The 17,920-nt window shown below is 41.6% G+C and carries 17 protein-coding genes and 1 pseudogene; all 18 read left to right on the top strand.

What is annotated here, in order from left to right; genetic code table 11:
• The first annotated feature begins 22 nt into the window (after positions 1–22).
• The 18 genes and pseudogenes from HMPREF1516_RS05580 (at position 23) to HMPREF1516_RS05495 (ending at position 17,819) form a co-directional block, all read left to right on the top strand.
• A complete protein-coding gene (locus HMPREF1516_RS05580) occupies positions 23–1,267 on the top strand; it encodes a restriction endonuclease subunit S (RefSeq protein ID WP_033605994.1) in 1,245 nt (414 codons plus the stop codon).
• A gap of 9 nt (positions 1,268–1,276) precedes the next feature.
• On the top strand, positions 1,277–1,816 hold the full coding sequence (locus HMPREF1516_RS05575; RefSeq protein WP_033605993.1) for a hypothetical protein: 540 nt from the start codon (positions 1,277–1,279) through the stop codon (positions 1,814–1,816).
• Position 1,817: 1 nt separating this feature from the next.
• On the top strand, positions 1,818–2,645 hold the full coding sequence (locus HMPREF1516_RS05570) for a hypothetical protein (RefSeq protein WP_033605992.1): 828 nt from the start codon (positions 1,818–1,820) through the stop codon (positions 2,643–2,645).
• Between the two features lie 45 nt (positions 2,646–2,690).
• Complete coding sequence (locus HMPREF1516_RS05565) at positions 2,691–3,446, top strand: hypothetical protein (protein WP_033605990.1); 756 nt, start codon at positions 2,691–2,693, stop codon at positions 3,444–3,446.
• Positions 3,447–3,491: 45 nt separating this feature from the next.
• A complete protein-coding gene (locus HMPREF1516_RS05560; protein ID WP_033605989.1) occupies positions 3,492–5,093 on the top strand; it encodes a type I restriction-modification system subunit M in 1,602 nt (533 codons plus the stop codon).
• Between the two features lie 92 nt (positions 5,094–5,185).
• Positions 5,186–5,589 (top strand): annotated as a pseudogene (locus HMPREF1516_RS05555) (YbgA family protein).
• Positions 5,573–5,938, top strand: a complete 366-nt coding sequence (locus HMPREF1516_RS05550) for a TIGR02328 family protein (RefSeq protein ID WP_033606056.1) — start codon at positions 5,573–5,575, stop codon at positions 5,936–5,938. Before HMPREF1516_RS05555 ends, HMPREF1516_RS05550 begins: the two are co-directional and overlap by 17 nt.
• 157 nt (positions 5,939–6,095) lie before the next feature.
• On the top strand, positions 6,096–6,461 hold the full coding sequence (locus tag HMPREF1516_RS05545; protein WP_033605988.1) for a type II toxin-antitoxin system RelE/ParE family toxin: 366 nt from the start codon (positions 6,096–6,098) through the stop codon (positions 6,459–6,461).
• Positions 6,451–6,744, top strand: coding sequence for a helix-turn-helix domain-containing protein (locus tag HMPREF1516_RS05540; protein ID WP_000797751.1), 294 nt, complete (start codon positions 6,451–6,453; stop codon positions 6,742–6,744). The genes HMPREF1516_RS05545 and HMPREF1516_RS05540 overlap by 11 nt, the downstream gene beginning before the upstream one ends.
• Positions 6,745–7,004: 260 nt before the next feature.
• Complete coding sequence (metE, locus tag HMPREF1516_RS05535) at positions 7,005–9,254, top strand: 5-methyltetrahydropteroyltriglutamate--homocysteine S-methyltransferase (protein ID WP_033605987.1); 2,250 nt, start codon at positions 7,005–7,007, stop codon at positions 9,252–9,254.
• 95 nt (positions 9,255–9,349) lie between these two features.
• A complete protein-coding gene (metF, locus tag HMPREF1516_RS05530; protein ID WP_025168823.1) occupies positions 9,350–10,216 on the top strand; it encodes a methylenetetrahydrofolate reductase [NAD(P)H] in 867 nt (288 codons plus the stop codon).
• A 473-nt stretch (positions 10,217–10,689) separates the two neighbouring features.
• Positions 10,690–12,903, top strand: coding sequence for a polyribonucleotide nucleotidyltransferase (gene pnp / locus HMPREF1516_RS05525; RefSeq protein ID WP_033605986.1), 2,214 nt, complete (start codon positions 10,690–10,692; stop codon positions 12,901–12,903).
• A gap of 15 nt (positions 12,904–12,918) precedes the next feature.
• Positions 12,919–13,536 carry a serine O-acetyltransferase gene (cysE, locus tag HMPREF1516_RS05520; RefSeq protein WP_033605985.1) on the top strand — a complete coding sequence of 206 codons (618 nt, stop codon included), beginning with the start codon at positions 12,919–12,921 and terminating at the stop codon, positions 13,534–13,536.
• A gap of 11 nt (positions 13,537–13,547) precedes the next feature.
• On the top strand, positions 13,548–14,414 hold the full coding sequence (locus HMPREF1516_RS05515) for a GNAT family N-acetyltransferase (protein WP_033605984.1): 867 nt from the start codon (positions 13,548–13,550) through the stop codon (positions 14,412–14,414).
• 4 nt (positions 14,415–14,418) lie between these two features.
• The gene (locus HMPREF1516_RS05510) at positions 14,419–15,180 is read left to right on the top strand and encodes a nucleoside phosphorylase (protein WP_033605983.1); all 762 of its coding nucleotides are present in this window, start codon (positions 14,419–14,421) and stop codon (positions 15,178–15,180) included.
• Between the two features lie 43 nt (positions 15,181–15,223).
• Complete coding sequence (gene cysS, locus HMPREF1516_RS05505) at positions 15,224–16,567, top strand: cysteine--tRNA ligase (protein WP_033605982.1); 1,344 nt, start codon at positions 15,224–15,226, stop codon at positions 16,565–16,567.
• Entirely contained in the window at positions 16,560–16,946 is a 387-nt protein-coding gene (locus HMPREF1516_RS05500) for a Mini-ribonuclease 3 (protein ID WP_033605981.1), read from the top strand. The genes cysS and HMPREF1516_RS05500 overlap by 8 nt, the downstream gene beginning before the upstream one ends.
• 3 nt (positions 16,947–16,949) lie before the next feature.
• On the top strand, positions 16,950–17,819 hold the full coding sequence (locus HMPREF1516_RS05495) for a helix-turn-helix domain-containing protein (RefSeq protein WP_033605980.1): 870 nt from the start codon (positions 16,950–16,952) through the stop codon (positions 17,817–17,819).
• The last annotated feature ends 101 nt before the right edge of the window (positions 17,820–17,920 follow it).

Below are 17,920 nucleotides of genomic sequence, written 5' to 3'. Positions count from 1 at the left end.
AATAAATAGGAAAAGTATTTTTATGAAACAAATACCGATAATTAGGTTTTCCCAATTTGATAATAAATGGAGTTCGATTGCAATTGGGAATTTAGCGCAGATAAAAAGAGGAGCATCTCCAAGACCTATTCAAGCCCCTAAATGGTTTGATAAAAATTCAGATATTGGATGGTTACGAATTTCTGATGTTACTGAACAAAATGGAAGAATCAAATATCTAGAACAAAAAATCTCAAGACTTGGCCAAGAAAAGACAAGAGTTTTAAATACGCCTCATTTATTGTTAAGTATTGCAGCCACTGTTGGAAAACCTGTTGTAAATTATGTAAAGACTGGTGTGCATGATGGTTTCTTAATTTTTGAAAATCCTAAATTTGATAGAGAATTTATGTTTCAGTGGTTTGATATGTTTAGGCCAAAATGGAATAAGTATGGACAACCGGGGAGTCAAGTAAACTTAAATAGTGATATCATTAGAAATCATAAAATGATGATTCCCTCTCTCCCTGAACAACAAGCCATTGGCTCTCTCTTCCGCACCCTCGACGACCTTCTGGAGAGCTACAAGGATAATCTTACCAACTACCAATCTCTCAAGGCGACCATGCTCTCCAAGATGTTTCCCAAAGCTGGACAGTCTGTTCCTGAGATATGTCTGGATGGATTTGATGGGGAGTGGGAGAAAACTACCTTAGAAAAATCTACAGAACGAATTAAATCCTACTCTCTGTCAAGAGATGTTGAAACGAGTCAAGATACAGGTCTGAAGTACATACATTATGGTGATATTCATCTAGGGAAAGTTTCTCTGATAGACAATGGAAATTCAATTCCATACATTAGATCGGATACAAAAATGAATGAATTCCTACAGCAGGGAGATCTAATTTTTGCGGATGCTTCAGAGGATTACAAAGGAATTGCAGAAGTTGCAGTTGTTGCTACGGATTTATCAGAAAAAATAGTTGCAGGACTACATACAATAGCTGTTCGACCTTACTCAATTTTTGATTCTATTTTCTTATATTACATGTTTAAAACTCAAACGTTTAGAAAATATGGTTATAAAGTTGGTACAGGTATGAAAGTTTTTGGAATAAGTCCATCAAACTTAATGAAATATGAATTTTTCTACCCTGATAAAAAAGAACAACAAGCTATCGGTGCTTACTTTTTAAACCTCGATAACCTCATCAATTCTCATCAAGAAAAAATTTCTCAGTTAGAAACACTGAAAAAGAAACTCTTGCAGGATATGTTTATATAGAATTTTGTTATGAAAAAATTTAAAAGATTATGTTTGTCGTTTTGTTTATCAATTTGTTCTTTTTCGCCAGGTTTAGTCTTGTATCTATTTACTATAGACATTTTTCCCTCACATGATTCTTATGTATGTAGTTTTCTAAAAATAGGAGTGTTAATTTTCCTGATGCTTTCTTTTTCTTTTGGAGTCTTACAGTATGTGATAAGATTTAAAGAAGCAAATGATACTGCTCAAGTTGAAAGTATACAACCAGTAGAAAATGAAATCATTCCAACTTACCTAGGCCTTTTTGTAATTATGCTGGGTTTAGGTGAATTAACATTCTTATATCAGATTGTAGTAATAGTCCTCATTTTTCTAATATGGTGGATTCTGATGGAGAGATCGTATTATTTTAATTTGATATGGTTACTTTCTTATCGTTATTACAGAGTCACTGATAAAAACGGCAATGTCTTTATTATTTATAGCAAGAAAAAAGATGTTAAAGAAACTGGGACTATAAAAGAACTAGTTAGAATAAATAATTTTACTTTTTTGGAGAAGGAATAGTATGTTTTTAGTAAAAGTTGGTCGGACATATAGAAAATTGGAGAACTCGGATGATATTTCAGAATTAGTTGCTCCGGAGATTAATCCTGAAAATAGTAGAGAATTTGATCCAGAAATAAAATTAGAACATGATGAATGGTTCTATGTTGAAATTGATGATGAACATATGTCTATGGTCAAAGAATATGAAGATAAGTTTTTAAATACTGTGGGTCTAAATGATGTGAATGAAGCAGAGTTCTCAAAAATTGACTTGATTTTTTGTAAAGTTGAAAATGATGGGTTAGTTTTTCAAAAAATTACACAATCAAAGAGACTGGTTGATAAGTCAATCTTAAAATTGAGACATAGAAGAGCTGAAAGAACAATTATTGAAAATGGTATAGAATTAAAATCTGAGAACGATGCCTATTATGATGGAAATAATAAATTGTACTTTAGAAGTTTTAGGACGATTCATAGTCTATTCAAAGGTATTGATGATTATTACCGTATAGCTAGTCTCGCAGAAGTTGATGAATTAAAAAGAATTGATTTAGTTACTTTCTCAGATTTTGAAATTAAATCTAATAATTTAAAGATGGTAGCAATTCTAAAAGATGATGAAATTGATTTATCTAAGACCTCAATAATTAGCACCTTATTAACATCATATGAACAATACCCAGAGCAAGATTTTAAGGTCTCAGAAGGAAAATTTATTATTGATACCAACAAACGATTGACAAGTTTTTTAAAATTGGCGTTAGGAAGATTATATACTAATCCAATTACAAGTCATCAGATGGAAGCCAGCTCTGCTAGGCGATTACGGAAGAAGGAAAACTGAAGTAACATTCTTTAAAAAATTATCTATAAATAAAAAGGAGAGTTCATGGTATCTGTAACACAACGTATCAAAGGGATTAACCAACCTCGAGGTGGTTATCTGCCCATCAAGTTATTTTCAGTAGAGCAGTTCGAAGATCACAGAGTTCTGCACCCTGTAGAGTCTGTATCTCCTAGTTTAGTGGGGATTTGTGTGGACTACTTGACTCGATTTATGAAAGGGGCAGAAGCCCGTGATGCTTTCAGAATATCTCTCTTGGGAGCTCAGATGGTGGGCATGGGAGACCTGGCAGAAGCACTTCTTGATTTGGTTACAGGATTGGATGATTTATCGATAGAAAGTGCTTGTCGTTTGGTTTCTTTTGATGTCGTTTTTCGTGCGGGGGAACAGTATTATAAGCCTTTTGAGGAAATTACAGTGGATGCCGAAACGATAGAAAATATTCGCATCATGGTGGAACGAAGTCTTTGCTTTTTCGACCTCTATGGTCCTTTAGTAAAAGATGGCTTTAACTTTTTGGGAGGCTATACAGATACGATTGATAAGGGGGATGGAGATTTTCTAACCAAGGATACATTATGGGATTTTAAGGTGACTAAAACAGCTCCTAATAAAGACCATACACTACAAGTCCTTATATACTATATCATGGGGTTACATTCCTTTGACCCTGCCTTCCTTTCTATCGAAAATCTTGGATTTTATAACCCTCGAAAAAATATCGTTTATCAACTTCCAGTCTCTTCTATTCCTTTAGATTTGATTCGAACGATTGAGAATGAAGTGATTTGTTATAAATGATTGCTTGTTTAAAAAAATTAATTGCAAAACTTAGAAAGAAACATTATGGAAACAACACAAACTTCCCAGTCGCTCTACCAAGCCCTGTGGAACTCAGCGGATGTTCTCCGCTCTAAGATGGATGCCAATGACTACAAGTCCTATCTTTTGGGCATGGTCTTTTACAAGTACCTATCTGACAAGATGCTCTTTTTCGTGGCTGAGACCATGGAAGAAGGGACAGATAGTCTCGAGGATGCCCTTGAGGTCTATCGCAACTACTATGAGGATGCGGACACTCACGAGGATCTGTTATCAGTTATGAGCGACGAGCTCAACTATATCATCAAACCAGACTTGACCTTCACTGCTCTGGTAGCTCGTGTCAATGAGGGGACTTTCCAGCTGGAAGATCTAGCTCAAGGTTTTCGTGATATCGAGCAAAGCGACGACCTCTATGAAAATCTCTTTGAAGATATCGACCTCTACTCTAAAAAGTTAGGGGCAACTCCGCAAAAGCAAAACCAAACGGTGGCGGCAGTCATGAAAGAGTTGGCTGTGCTAGATGTGGCTGGTCATGCTGGTGATATGCTGGGGGATGCCTATGAGTATCTGATCGGTCAGTTTGCAACAGACTCTGGGAAAAAGGCTGGTGAGTTCTACACGCCTCAGCCCGTTGCCAAGCTCATGACTCAGATTGCCTTTTTGGGTCGTGAAGACCAGCAAGGCTTTACCATCTATGATGCGACCATGGGTTCTGGCTCTCTCTTGCTCAATGCCAAGAAATACTCTCATAAACCGCAGACAGTGGTCTACTTTGGTCAGGAGCTCAATACCTCCACTTATAACTTGGCTCGGATGAACATGATCCTACACGGCGTTCCTGTTGAGAATCAATTTCTCCATAATGCTGATACACTAGACGAAGACTGGCCGACACAGGAACCGACCAACTTTGATGGGGTTCTCATGAACCCTCCATATTCAGCCAAGTGGTCTGCAAGCTCTGGCTTCCTGAATGATCCTCGTTTCTCTCCTTTTGGGAAACTGGCGCCTCAGTCCAAGGCTGACTTTGCCTTCCTTTTACATGGTTACTACCACCTCAAGCAAGATAATGGAGTCATGGCTATCGTCCTTCCCCACGGTGTTCTTTTCCGAGGAAATGCGGAAGGAACCATTCGTAAGGCCTTGTTAGAAGAAGGAGCCATTGACACGGTTATCGGTCTTCCTGCCAATATCTTCTTTAATACCAGCATTCCAACCACGGTTATCATTCTCAAAAAGAACCGAACCAATCGTGATGTCTACTTTATCGATGCTTCTAAGGAGTTTGATAAGGGGAAAAACCAGAATATCATGACGGATGCCCATATCGAGAAGATTCTGGAAGCCTACAAGTCACGTGAGGAGATTGACAAGTTTGCCCATCTAGCAAGCTATGAAGAAATCGTCGAAAATGACTACAACCTCAATATTCCTCGTTATGTAGATACCTTTGAGGAAGAAGAAGTCGAGCCACTGACAGACATCGTCAGCAAGATTAACGACACAAATAAAGCTATCGAAAGCCAAACAGCTTCTCTACTCGAAATGCTGAACCAACTCCACGGAACCACACCAGAAGCCGATGCCGAACTCAAAGAGTTTTTGAAAAACTTTAAAGGGTGATGGGCTTAATTGATTCGCTCATAATTCGCTCATTTTTTAGATACAACTTTGTTTCCATATTTCCTGGAAACTGATAAAAAGCAAGGAGAAAGATGGAACAAACTAATCAAAAATCCCAGTGTCAACAACTCTGGGCTAGGAACAAATACCTCGTTTTGAGTCATTCCAGCAATATTTACAATGAGATTCGCCAATACTTGAAGCATGAACAGGTGGAGGTGAGTGAAGTTCAAGAGATGATTGACCGAGCTTGTCAAATCCCAGAACACAGGGGTCAGGTTTGCAATGCCTTTCAGCATGTTTGGGGCTATTTCAAAAAGAAAGCGACAGATGCTGAGCGCAAGGACTATATGCTCTTGCTGGATCGCTACCGCTCTGGTCAGGTTTCCAAGGAAGACTTGATTGCTAAGACTCGAGACTTGCTTGATCGCTATCCTAATACCTACTTGCAACATTCGACTTTACTGAAAGGAGCCCCCATGAGACTTTGGCATGAGGCTTTGATTTCACAACTTCCACGTCCGCAGCTTTTGGGGCAACATCGAGAGTGCTGCGCCCTGCGTGGCAATGGCTGGGGCAGAAAGCATGCGACGGTGAACTATGTCTTTACCCACTCGCCTTATCGTCTCTATGCCTATCATTGCTTGATCATGGAGGAGATGGCTGACCGTGGCTACAATGTCAGTCCAGAGTGGCTGGACAAGAACTATCGTGGCAAGACCTGTCCTCCTTATGAAGACTTAGCAGAGGAGAAGCTAGGCAATCCTATCTATAGTGAGCATGATGCAGGATACTATGAGGAGTGTCTGGCTAATCTCCGTGAGAAGGGGATTGAGCTGGAGTAAGAGTCAGGATTAGCTCCACATTATAACTCTTCTCATAAATTTTTTCGAATAATAAAGATGAGACCTTTAGAATGATTCTAAGGTCTTCTTTTTATGGGTATTAGGATTTACTTTTAATAACTTATAAGTTATAATTAAATTGGAAAGAGGCTACTTGGTGCATACGATTTACTTCTATAAGGACAAAAATGGAAATGAGCCAGTCTTAGATTATATGAGAGAATTGGCTAGAAAGAAGAGTAAGGACAGTCGCATCAAACTGAATAAACTAAACGACTATATCGAGTTGCTTAGTCAGCATGGGACTAGAGCTGGTGAACCCTATATCAAACATTTGGAAGATGAGATTTGGGAACTAAGACCTCTGAGGGATAGGATTTTATTTGTAGCGTGGCTTGATGGGAGTTTTGTTCTCTTACATCATTTTGTCAAAAAGACTCAGAAAACTCCTAGAAGAGAAATTGAAAAAGCCAAGCGTGAACTGAAGGACATAAAAGAAAGAGGGTTAAGTGATGAAGAATAGTGCCATTGGAAGTAATTGGAAGGATGTCCGAACAGAACTCTTTACCAAGGAAGAAATTCTTGAAAGTGATATGCGAGTGGCTATTATGAGTGAGTTGATTGAGGCTAGACATGAGCAAGGTATCAGTCAGAAAAAGCTAGAGGAACTCAGTGGAGTAAGCCAGCCTGTCATAGCTAGGATGGAAACAGGAAAGACTAGTCCTCAGTTGGATACGGTCTTGAAAGTCTTAGCCAGTTTAGGCAAGACACTAGCAGTCGTCCCACTTGAACAGGAAAAAAGTTGATTAAACTAACCTATAGTCTTTTCTAATACCAAGCCATAGTCACTGATGAGAATCATCAATAGCTCGTTTGAGCATTCCAACTAAAATAGAGCCACAAAAAAAGCGATACAAAGGATTTGAGACACTGGTCTCAAGTCTTTTTCTTTTGTCCAAAAGAGCGATATAGTTTCAAACTATATCAAAGCCTAATTATTTACAATTATACAGACCCTTTCTTTTCTGTTAAGATAGTTTCAACAACAAATTTTGGAGGACACATCATGTCAACTACGATCATCGGTTTCCCTCGTTTGGGCGAATTTCGCGAATTAAAATTTACAACTGAAAAATACTTTAGAAAAGAAATCTCAGAAGAAGAACTACTTGCAGCCGCAAAAGAATTGCGTGCTAAACACTGGAACATCGTCAAAGAAAAAGGCATCACTGAAATCCCATCAAATGACTTTTCTCACTATGACAACTTCCTAGATGCAGCTTTCCTCTTCAACGTGGTGCCAGCTTCTGTTCAAAACTTGGATTTGTCTGACCTTGAGCGTTACTTTGCTTTGGCGCGTGGTTACCAAGGTGAAAAAGGGGATGTTCGTGCCCTTCCGATGAAGAAATGGTTCAACACTAACTACCACTATATCGTTCCTAAGTTTGAAAAAGACACTCAAGTAAAATTGGCTGGTCACAAGATCTTTGATGAGTTCCAAGAAGCAAAAGAACTTGGTCTCAACACTCGTCCAGTCCTTGTAGGACCATTCACTTTCCTTCAATTGTCAGACTTTGAAGAAGGCGTGAAAGCAGAAGACTTCGTAGACAGCTTAGTGGCTGCTTACCAAGAAGTTTTTGCAAAATTGGCTGAACTTGGTGCGACTCGTATTCAACTGGACGAAGCGGCTCTTGTTAAAGATTTGACAGCTGAAGAAAAAGCTCTCTTCTTGAACCTCTACAACAAACTTTTGGCTGATAAAAAAGGTCTTGAAGTCTTGCTTCAAACTTACTTCGGAGATGTCCGTGACGTTTACGCTGACCTTGTGAACTTGCCAGTAGATGCCATCGGTCTTGACTTCGTTGAAGGTAAGAAAACTCTTGAACTTGTTAAAGGTGGTTTCCCAGCTGACAAGACTCTTTATGCAGGGATTGTCAATGGTAAAAACATCTGGCGCAACAACTACGAAAAGAGCTTGGCTGTTCTTGAGCAAATCCCGGCTGAAAACATTGTTTTGACAAGCTCATGCTCACTTCTTCATGTGCCATTTACAACTGCTAACGAAGAATTTGAACCAGCTATCTTGAACCACTTTGCCTTTGCAGTTGAAAAATTGGAAGAACTTCGTGACTTGGATGCTATCCGCAATGGTCAAGGTGCAGAAGCTCTTGCAGCTAACAAAGAACTCTTTGCGACTGAACGTGTGGGTGAAAATGCGGAACTTCGCGCTCGTATCGCTGGATTGACAGACGCTGACTACACTCGTTTGCCAGCCTTCGCAGAACGTGAAGCCATCCAAGAAGAAGCCTTTAAACTTCCAGCTCTTCCAACAACAACTATCGGTTCATTCCCTCAAACTAAGGAAGTCCGCGCCAAACGTTTGGCTTACCGTAAGGGTGAATTGTCACAAGAAGAGTACGACGCTTTCCTTGCTGAAACTATCGATGAATGGATCAAATGGCAAGAAGAAGTTGGATTTGACGTGCTTGTACACGGTGAGTTCGAGCGTAACGACATGGTTGAGTACTTCGGTCAAAACTTGTCAGGTTACCTCTTCTCTAAGAATGGTTGGGTACAATCATACGGTATGCGTGGGGTGAAACCACCAATCATCTGGGGTGATGTGACTCGTCTCAACCCAATCACTGTGAAATGGTCTAGCTACGCACAAAGCCGTACAGACAAACCTGTCAAAGGTATGTTGACTGGGCCTGTTACCATCCTCAACTGGTCATTCCCACGTGAAGACATCTCTATCAAGGACTCAACTCTTCAAATCGCTCTTGCCATCAAGGATGAAGTTCTTGACCTTGAAGCTGCAGGTGTGAAAATCATCCAAATCGACGAGGCTGCTCTTCGTGAGAAATTGCCACTCCGTCGTAGCGACTGGTACGAAGACTACCTTGACTGGGCTATTCCAGCCTTCCGCTTGGTACACTCTACAGTTGCGCCAGATACTCAAATCCACACTCACATGTGTTACTCAGAATTTACAGATATCATCCCAGCTATCGACAACATGGATGCGGACGTTATTTCCTTTGAAGCAAGCCGTTCAAACCTTGAAATCTTGGACGAACTCAAAGCGAAAAACTTCCAAACAGAAGTGGGACCTGGGGTTTACGATATCCACTCTCCTCGTGTGCCAAATGAAGGCGAAATCGACCACACAATCGATGCTATTCTTGCTAAAGTTCCAAGCAAGAAAGTTTGGATCAACCCTGACTGTGGTTTGAAAACACGTGGTATTTCAGAAACAAAAGAAAGCTTGATCCGCCTTGTAGAAGCAGCTAAAGCTGCGCGTGAGAAATTGTAAGATTAGATTTCTCGCTTGATACTGACTGATCAAGGGACTTGCTTAGTCTTAGTCGGCTAAGCAATAATGAAATCAAAAAGAAAAGGATAAGGACTATGTCACGCCAAACACCGTCACTCTCATTTGAAGTGTTTCCTCCAAACCCAGCTGTGGGTAATGATAAAATTATTTCAGCTTTGCAGGATATGCGGGAGCTGACACCGCACTTTATCAGTGTGACTGCCAGCAATAATAAATTTAATATCAAGGAAACAACGGTTCGTTTGGCTGACTTTATCCAGAATGATTTGGCGATTCCAACCATTGCCCACTTGCCAGCTATCTATCTGACTAAGGAAAAGGTTGCTGAAACCATTGCTGACTTGGACAAGGTAGGTGTACAGAAAATCTTGGCCTTGCGTGGGGATATTATCCCTGATGTGGAACCACAAAAGGATTTCCGCTATGCAACGGATTTGATCGAGTTCATCAAGGAACAAGCTCCTCACTTTGATATTGTTGGTGCTTGTTATCCAGAGGGGCACCCTGACTCGCCAAACCAGATCTCGGATATTCAAAATCTCAAGAAGAAAGTGGACGCAGGCTGTTCAAGCCTCGTAACGCAACTTTTCTTTGACAATGAGCGCTTCTATGATTTTCAAGACAAGTGTACCTTGGCAGGTATTGATGTTCCCATTCATGCGGGGATTATGCCAATTCTGAATCGAAATCAGGCTCTTCGTCTCTTGAAAACGTGTGAGAATATCCATCTTCCAAGAAAATTTAAAGCCATTTTAGACAAGTATGAGCATGACCCTGAGTCGCTCAGAGCAGCAGGACTTGCCTATGCCGTGGATCAGATAGTGGACTTGGTGACCCAGGATGTCGCAGGTGTCCATCTCTACACCATGAACAATGCTGAAACAGCCAAATACATCCACCAAGCAACCCATGCCTTGTTTAATCATCAGTCTTTAGGATAATAAAAAGCAAACCATTCTTCTCAGTTGAGGGGAATGGTTCCTTTTTAATAGAAAAGCCCGCACTTTTTAAGAAAAATATGATAAAATAGACTCTGTACGTACTTGATACAAAGATGAGGGTATTGACTAATACAATGCATTCAAACTGCAAGGTTTAGCGACACGAGCGAGTCAAATCGATATTATTTGACGAGGGAATTAGTAAAGTATTTAGCTAGTCATATGATAGCGATTAGCGTGAAAGGCTTAGATGATTTAGCATCAATCCTTTCTAATGATTTAGCATCAATCTTTTCTAATGATTTGTATCTTAAGTAATTGAACCCGGCCGAAAAGCTGTGTAAAAAAGATAAACTGTCTTGTCTTCATCGAAGACTTCGTCAGTTTCCTATTTTTACTTTGCTTTTGACGTCCTTGGTATCTTGATCTTTGTAGGCAAGGCGTATAATATTTTCAATCCAAAGGGGATTAACATGACAAAACAAGTGTTTCAAACGACTTTTGCGGGTCGTGAGTTAATCGTAGAGACTGGTCAGGTTGCTAAGCAAGCAAATGGCGCTGTTGTCGTGCGTTACGGTGAGTCAACTGTCTTGACTGCTGCCGTTATGTCTAAGAAAATGGCAACTGGGGATTTCTTCCCACTTCAAGTCAACTACGAAGAAAAAATGTATGCGGCTGGGAAGTTTCCTGGTGGCTTTATGAAACGTGAAGGACGTCCTTCAACAGATGCGACCTTGACAGCGCGTTTGATTGACCGTCCAATCCGCCCTATGTTTGCGGAAGGTTTCCGTAATGAAGTGCAAGTCATCAATACGGTTCTTTCTTATGATGAAAATGCATCTGCACCAATGGCTGCTATGTTTGGTTCATCCTTGGCGCTTTCTATCTCAGACATTCCTTTTGACGGACCAATCGCTGGGGTACAAGTGGGTTATGTTGATGGCCAAATCATCATCAACCCTACTCAAGAACAGGCAGAGCCATCTCTTCTTGAATTGACAGTAGCTGGTACCAAACACGCTATCAACATGGTTGAGTCTGGTGCTAAAGAATTATCAGAAGAAATCATGTTGGAAGCTCTTCTTAAAGGCCACGAAGCAGTCAAAGAATTGATTGCCTTCCAAGAAGAAATCGTTGCTGCGGTTGGTAAGGAAAAAGCAGAAGTGGAATTGCTTCATGTAGATGCTGAATTGCAAGCTGAAATCGTCGCAGCCTACAACAGCGACCTCCAAAAAGCGGTTCAAGTGGAAGAAAAATTGGCTCGTGAAGCTGCAACTCAAGCAGTTAAAGACCAAGTAACAGCAGTTTACGAAGAAAAATATGCAGACCATGAAGAATTTGAACGCATCATGCGTGATGTGGCTGAAATCTTGGAACAAATGGAACATGCTGAAGTGCGCCGTTTGATTACAGAAGACAAGGTGCGTCCTGATGGGCGTAAGGTCGATGAGATCCGTCCTTTAGATGCGCAGGTTGACTATCTTCCTCGTGTGCACGGTTCTGGTCTTTTCACTCGTGGACAAACGCAAGCCCTCTCAGTCTTGACCTTGGCTCCGATGGGAGAAACTCAAATCATCGATGGTTTGGATCCAGAGTACAAGAAACGCTTTATGCACCACTATAACTTCCCGCAATACTCAGTAGGGGAAACAGGTCGTTACGGTGCGCCTGGTCGTCGTGAAATTGGTCACGGTGCTCTTGGTGAGCGTGCTCTTGCTCAAGTCTTGCCAAGTTTGGAAGAATTTCCATACGCGATTCGCTTGGTAGCTGAAGTCTTAGAATCAAACGGTTCATCTTCTCAAGCTTCTATCTGTGCGGGAACTCTTGCCCTTATGGCTGGTGGTGTGCCAATCAAGGCGCCAGTAGCTGGTATTGCCATGGGTCTCATCTCCGACGGAAATAACTACACAGTATTGACAGATATCCAAGGATTGGAAGACCACTTTGGAGACATGGACTTCAAGGTTGCCGGTACTCGTGACGGGATTACAGCCCTTCAAATGGATATCAAGATTCAAGGGATTACTGCAGAAATCTTGACTGAGGCCCTTGCTCAAGCCAAGAAAGCGCGTTTTGAAATCCTTGATGTGATTGAAGCAACCATCCCAGAAGTGCGTCCAGAATTGGCTCCAACTGCTCCGAAAATTGATACCATCAAGATTGATGTAGACAAGATCAAGATTGTCATCGGTAAGGGTGGAGAAACCATTGACAAGATTATCGCTGAAACAGGCGTTAAAATCGATATTGACGAAGAAGGTAATGTGTCCATCTACTCTAGCGACCAAGATGCCATTAACCGTACCAAAGAAATCATTGCTGGTTTGGTTCGTGAAGCCAAAGTGGATGAAGTTTACCATGCTAAGGTTGTTCGTATCGAGAAATTTGGTGCCTTTGTCAACCTCTTTGATAAGACAGATGCACTTGTGCACATTTCTGAAATGGCTTGGACTCGTACCAACCGTGTCGAGGACTTGGTAGCTATCGGTGATGAAGTCGATGTTAAGGTTATCAAGATTGATGAAAAAGGCCGTATCGATGCCTCTATGAAAGCTCTTCTTCCTCGTCCGCCAAAACCTGAGCATGATGAAAAAGGCGAAAAGTCTGAGCGACCTCACCGTCCACGTCATCACAAGGACCACAAACCTAAGAAAGAATTTACAGAAACACCAAAAGATTCAGAATAAGAAAAGGAGAAATGTATGGGATGGTGGCGCGAAACCATTGATATTGTAAAAGAAAATGATCCAGCGGCCCGCAACAGTTTAGAAGTCTTGCTGACCTATCCAGGTGTTAAGGCCTTAGCTGCCCACCGTCTCTCGCATTTTCTATGGAAGCATGACTTCAAACTCCTGGCTCGTATGCACAGCCAGTTTTGGCGTTTTTGGACGCAGATAGAGATTCATCCGGGTGCCCAGATTGACTCAGGTGTTTTTATCGACCATGGTTCAGGCCTGGTGATTGGAGAGACAGCGATTGTTGAAAAAGGTGTTCTTCTCTATCACGGAGTGACTCTTGGAGGGACTGGTAAGGATGTTGGCAAACGCCATCCGACTGTGCGTAAAGGAGCTCTCATATCAGCCCATGCCCAAGTCATCGGACCGGTAGAAATCGGCGAAAATGCCAAAGTCGGTGCTGCTGCAGTAGTAGTGGCAGACGTACCTAGTGATGTGACAGTTGTCGGTATTCCGGCCAAGATTGTCCGTGTTCATGGTGAGAAAGACGAGCCAACCATTCACGAAGTCGAAGAAAAACGGGAGTACTATGTCAATAAACTAGAGCAGGCTAGAGAAGCCAGCCACAGATCGTCGGGGTTGTAGAGGATACCTATATGATTCAAGCAAGAAACAAGTTAAGCCAAGAGGAGTTATCTGAGGCGAAAAAACTCATTAACTGTTGCCAAGCCTATGACGGTACCTATCGTGATCCCTATCTTTCTAACATGCTTAATTTTGACCCAAACATGCCCGCCTTTTTCCTTTATTATGAAAAAGGCGAACTTGTTGGTTTATTAACTGTCTATGCAGATGACCAAGATGTGGAAGTGACGATACTGGTTCATCCAGATCATCGCCGTCAGGGGATTGCGCGTGCATTGTTTACTAGTTTTGAGAAAGAAACGGCTTCTTTCTCTATTCGTTCAGTAACTTTTCAGACAGAGAGTGTTTTTTTAGATCGCCATCCTGATTTTGTTAGCAACTGGGAATTGGTCGAGGATGAAGAGACAGAAACTTGGTTAGGTAAGGATCGAAGACCTTATCCGTTAGCAAAGCTTTCCAATCTTGAAGTTTTGTTAGCAGATAGTTCGTATCAGGAGCAAATTAGTCAGTTAAAATTTCAGGCATTTTCAGAGGAACATGAATCTAGAGAAGTTGTGGATAGATATGTCGCTGAAGCTCTGAAAGATCCAGAAAGCTGCCTATATATTTTATTAAAAGACGGTCAGGTTATTGGAACTTGCACGGTTGATTTATCGAGTCATACGAATTACTTCTACGGTTTAGCAATATCGGAACCTGAACGTGGAAAAGGCTATGGAAGCTACTTAGCAAAATCCCTTGTTAACCAACTAATTGAGCAAAATGATAAGGAATTTCAGATTGCCGTGGAAGATAGCAACGTAGGTGCCAAGCGCTTGTATGAAAAAATTGGCTTTGTCAAACAGACACAGGTAGTTTATCTGAATGAGAAAGAGTAGAAAAATGCTATTAGAAGAATTCGAAAATGTACCTGCGGTTATCGAACCAACTGATCGAAGTATTTGTGGTGGTGGAGAAGTCTGTGACACGATTATTTTATCTTTTAATGGAGAAATCGTTGAACGAGTAAAGCAGTTTGAAGATGTTTATGAAGGTGGCTATCTAACCAATCTAAATGGTAGATTTCCATGGTATATCTATGAAAAAGATGGGAGTAAGGTAGCAGTTGCTATAGCTACGATTGGAGCCCCGGTGGTTGTTGGACTCTTAGAAGAACTCAAAGCAAGAGGATTTAAGAACTTTATTGTTTTGGGTTCTTGCGGAGTTCTAGATCAGTCTATTCAGGCAGATAAGATTATCCTACCAAGTTCAGCTCTACGTGATGAAGGTACAAGTTACCATTACGCTCCTCCAAGTGATGAGATAGCTTATGATGAAACTTTGCTCTTAACTATGGAAGAAGCTTTGAACAAATCTGGTATTGAGCACATTCGAACAAAGGCTTGGACCACAGATGCTTTCTATCGTGAAACAGCCGATAAGGTCAAACGTAGATTAGCAGCAGGTGCGACTGTTGTGGATATGGAAGCTTCTGCAATCATGGCTTGGACGCAATTTCGACAAGCAAAAGTCTATCAATTTTTTTATACGGCTGATTATGTTGACCATCACAATCATGAGTGGGATGCAAGACATGAAGAAAGAAAAGCAGATGCTATGACTTTCTTTGAGATAGCCTTAGTAATTGCTAGAGAGTTGGATTGAAATGACTCTTTACGATAAACAAGAAACAGAAAGGAGACAGTGAGTGATTAAAATCTATGACACCATGTCTCGTGATTTGCGAGAATTTGTCCCAATCGAGGACGGTAAGGTTAAGATGTATGTCTGTGGGCCAACCGTCTACAACTATATCCACGTGGGGAATGCCCGATCGACGGTAGCCTTTGATACCATTCGTCGCTACTTTGAATACCGTGGCTACGAAGTTGCCTATATTTCAAATTTCACGGATGTGGATGATAAGATTATCAATCGTGCCAAGGAAGAAGGCATCACGCCTCAAGAGGTTGCGGACAAGTACATCGCTGCCTTTCGTGAGGATGTGACGGCCTTGGGCGTCAAACCTGCAACTCGTCATCCGCGTGTAGTGGAGTTTATGGCGGACATCATTCGTTTTGTCGCTGACTTGATTGAAAAAGGTTATGCTTACGAGAGTCAAGGGGATGTCTATTTCCGTGTAGAAAAATCCCACAACTATGCTAAGTTGGCCAATAAAACCTTGGAAGATTTGGAGCTAGGTGCATCAGGTCGTACAGATGAAGAGACAGCTCGCAAGGAAAATCCTGTAGACTTTGCTCTCTGGAAGGCAGCTAAACCAGGCGAGATTTCATGGGATAGTCCTTGGGGGCCTGGTCGTCCGGGTTGGCATATCGAGTGTTCGGTCATGTCAACAGAGATTTTGGGCGATACCATTGATATTCACGGTGGTGGAGCCGATCTGGAGTTTCCTCATCATACCAATGAAATTGCCCAGTCAGAGGCCAAAACAGGTAAGACATTTGCTAACTACTGGATGCATAATGGCTTTGTCAATATCGACAATGTCAAGATGTCTAAATCCTTGGGGAATTTCATCACCGTCCATGATGCTCTTAAGACCATTGATGGTCAAGTATTGCGATTCTTCTTTGCGACTCAGCATTACCGTAAACCAATCAACTTTACTGAAAAGGCAGTGCGTGATGCAGAGACCAATCTCAAATATCTGAAGAACACTTACGAGCAACCATTTTCTGGGACTGTAGATGCTCAAGAATTGAAAGCCTTTAAAGACAAGTTTGTAGCAGCTATGGATGAGGATTTCAACTCCGCCAACGGTATCACAGTTGTCTTTGAAATGGCCAAGTGGATCAACTCTGGCAACTATGATGCAAGTGTTAAGAAAGCTCTTGCAGATATGTTGGAAGTCTTTGGGATTGTCTTTGTCGAGGAAGTTTTGGATGCGGACATTGAAGCCTTGATCCAAAAACGCCAAGAAGCGCGTGCAAATCGTGACTTTGCGACAGCAGACCAAATCCGTGATCAATTGGCGGCTCAAGGAATTAAGCTCCTTGACACCAAGGATGGAGTGAGGTGGACTCGTGATTGATGTCAATCTCATTAACGGGATTGCGCTGGCTTTTGAGGGAGATGCAGTGTATTCTATGTATATTCGCCGCCACCTCATCCTCAAAGGCATGACCAAACCCAATAAACTCCACCAAGAGGCGACCAAGTATGTGTCAGCTAGGGCTCAAGCTCGCCTGATTGCCCTCATGTTGGAGGAGCAAGTCCTGACGGAAAAAGAAGAAGAAATCTACAAACGAGGTCGCAATACCAATAGTCACACAAAGGCTAAAAATGCTGATGTGGTGACTTACCGTATGTCTACAGGTTTTGAAGCAGTGATGGGCTATCTCCATCTGACTGAAAATGTGGAGCGGCTAGAAACCTTAATTTCTTGGTGCATCCAAAAAGTGGAGGGCTAGAATATGATTGCAAAAGAACTACAGGACTGGTTTCCTGAAGCTCAGATTTCAGATCAGCCAGTAGAGAAACCGGGCTATCTCACTCTCCCTTTAGCTTCTAAGCAGTGGATTTTACTGGAGGAAGCTGGGCTCAGCGAGCGTGAAAAGCAGCTGGTTGCCCTTTTGACCCAGCAGGAGCAGGCTCGTTCGCTCAATCCTTGGTATCCTTATCTGATTGAGGGGAAGGGGCAGGCGCCTCAAACTTTTAAAAAGATTCAGCTGGTTTATTGCCATCTGTCTTATTTCCAACAGGAAAATCTATCCTCTTGGCTAGACATGATGCGGACTCTTTTTCCCAATTGCCAGACAGTGCTACAGGTCGGTGCTCAGGACTATGTATTTGTGCTTCAACAAGATAAGTACAGCTCTGTCCGCTCAATCCTATCTGATACGATTGAAGCGGTTGAGTATGACTTTGGTCTTCGTCTATCCATCATGTTGGGGCAGGTCTGGTCTCAGACAGGTCCTCAAGCCCTATCAGACTTAATTAAAGCGGAGCGAGATTTGTTTAAGACATGGTGGCGTCAGGGGCACCAAGGTGTACACACCTTTTCACAACTCTATCTTTGGAGTATGGGAGAAAGGATTGTGGACCTGAGAGTCATTAAAGAATGTCTGCACCAGATGATTTTGGATCAGGATCAGATTCAGGAAATTATCCTTTCTCTCTGGGAAAATAGTGCTGTCCTAACTAAAACAGCCCAGCAACTCTATCTGCACCGCAACTCTCTCCAATACAAGATTGATAGATGGGAAGAATTGACAGGACTTCAGTTGAAGGAGTTGACGGATCTCACTCTTTGTTATCAGTTGATTTTACCAGATATTCTTTAAAGTTTTGTGCAAGTTGCACAGAACTTTTTTATTTTTTTGGTCACCTTGCCATAGAAAAGTAAAGCGTTTTCATCTATAATAAAACTATCAAAAGACAAAAG

It is taken from the genome of Streptococcus sp. CM6 (assembly GCF_000526095.1).
Taxonomy (GTDB): Bacteria; Bacillota; Bacilli; order Lactobacillales; family Streptococcaceae; genus Streptococcus; species Streptococcus oralis_BW.
Note: the sequence above shows the minus strand (reverse complement) of the source record. Positions and strands in the feature narration are given on the sequence as shown.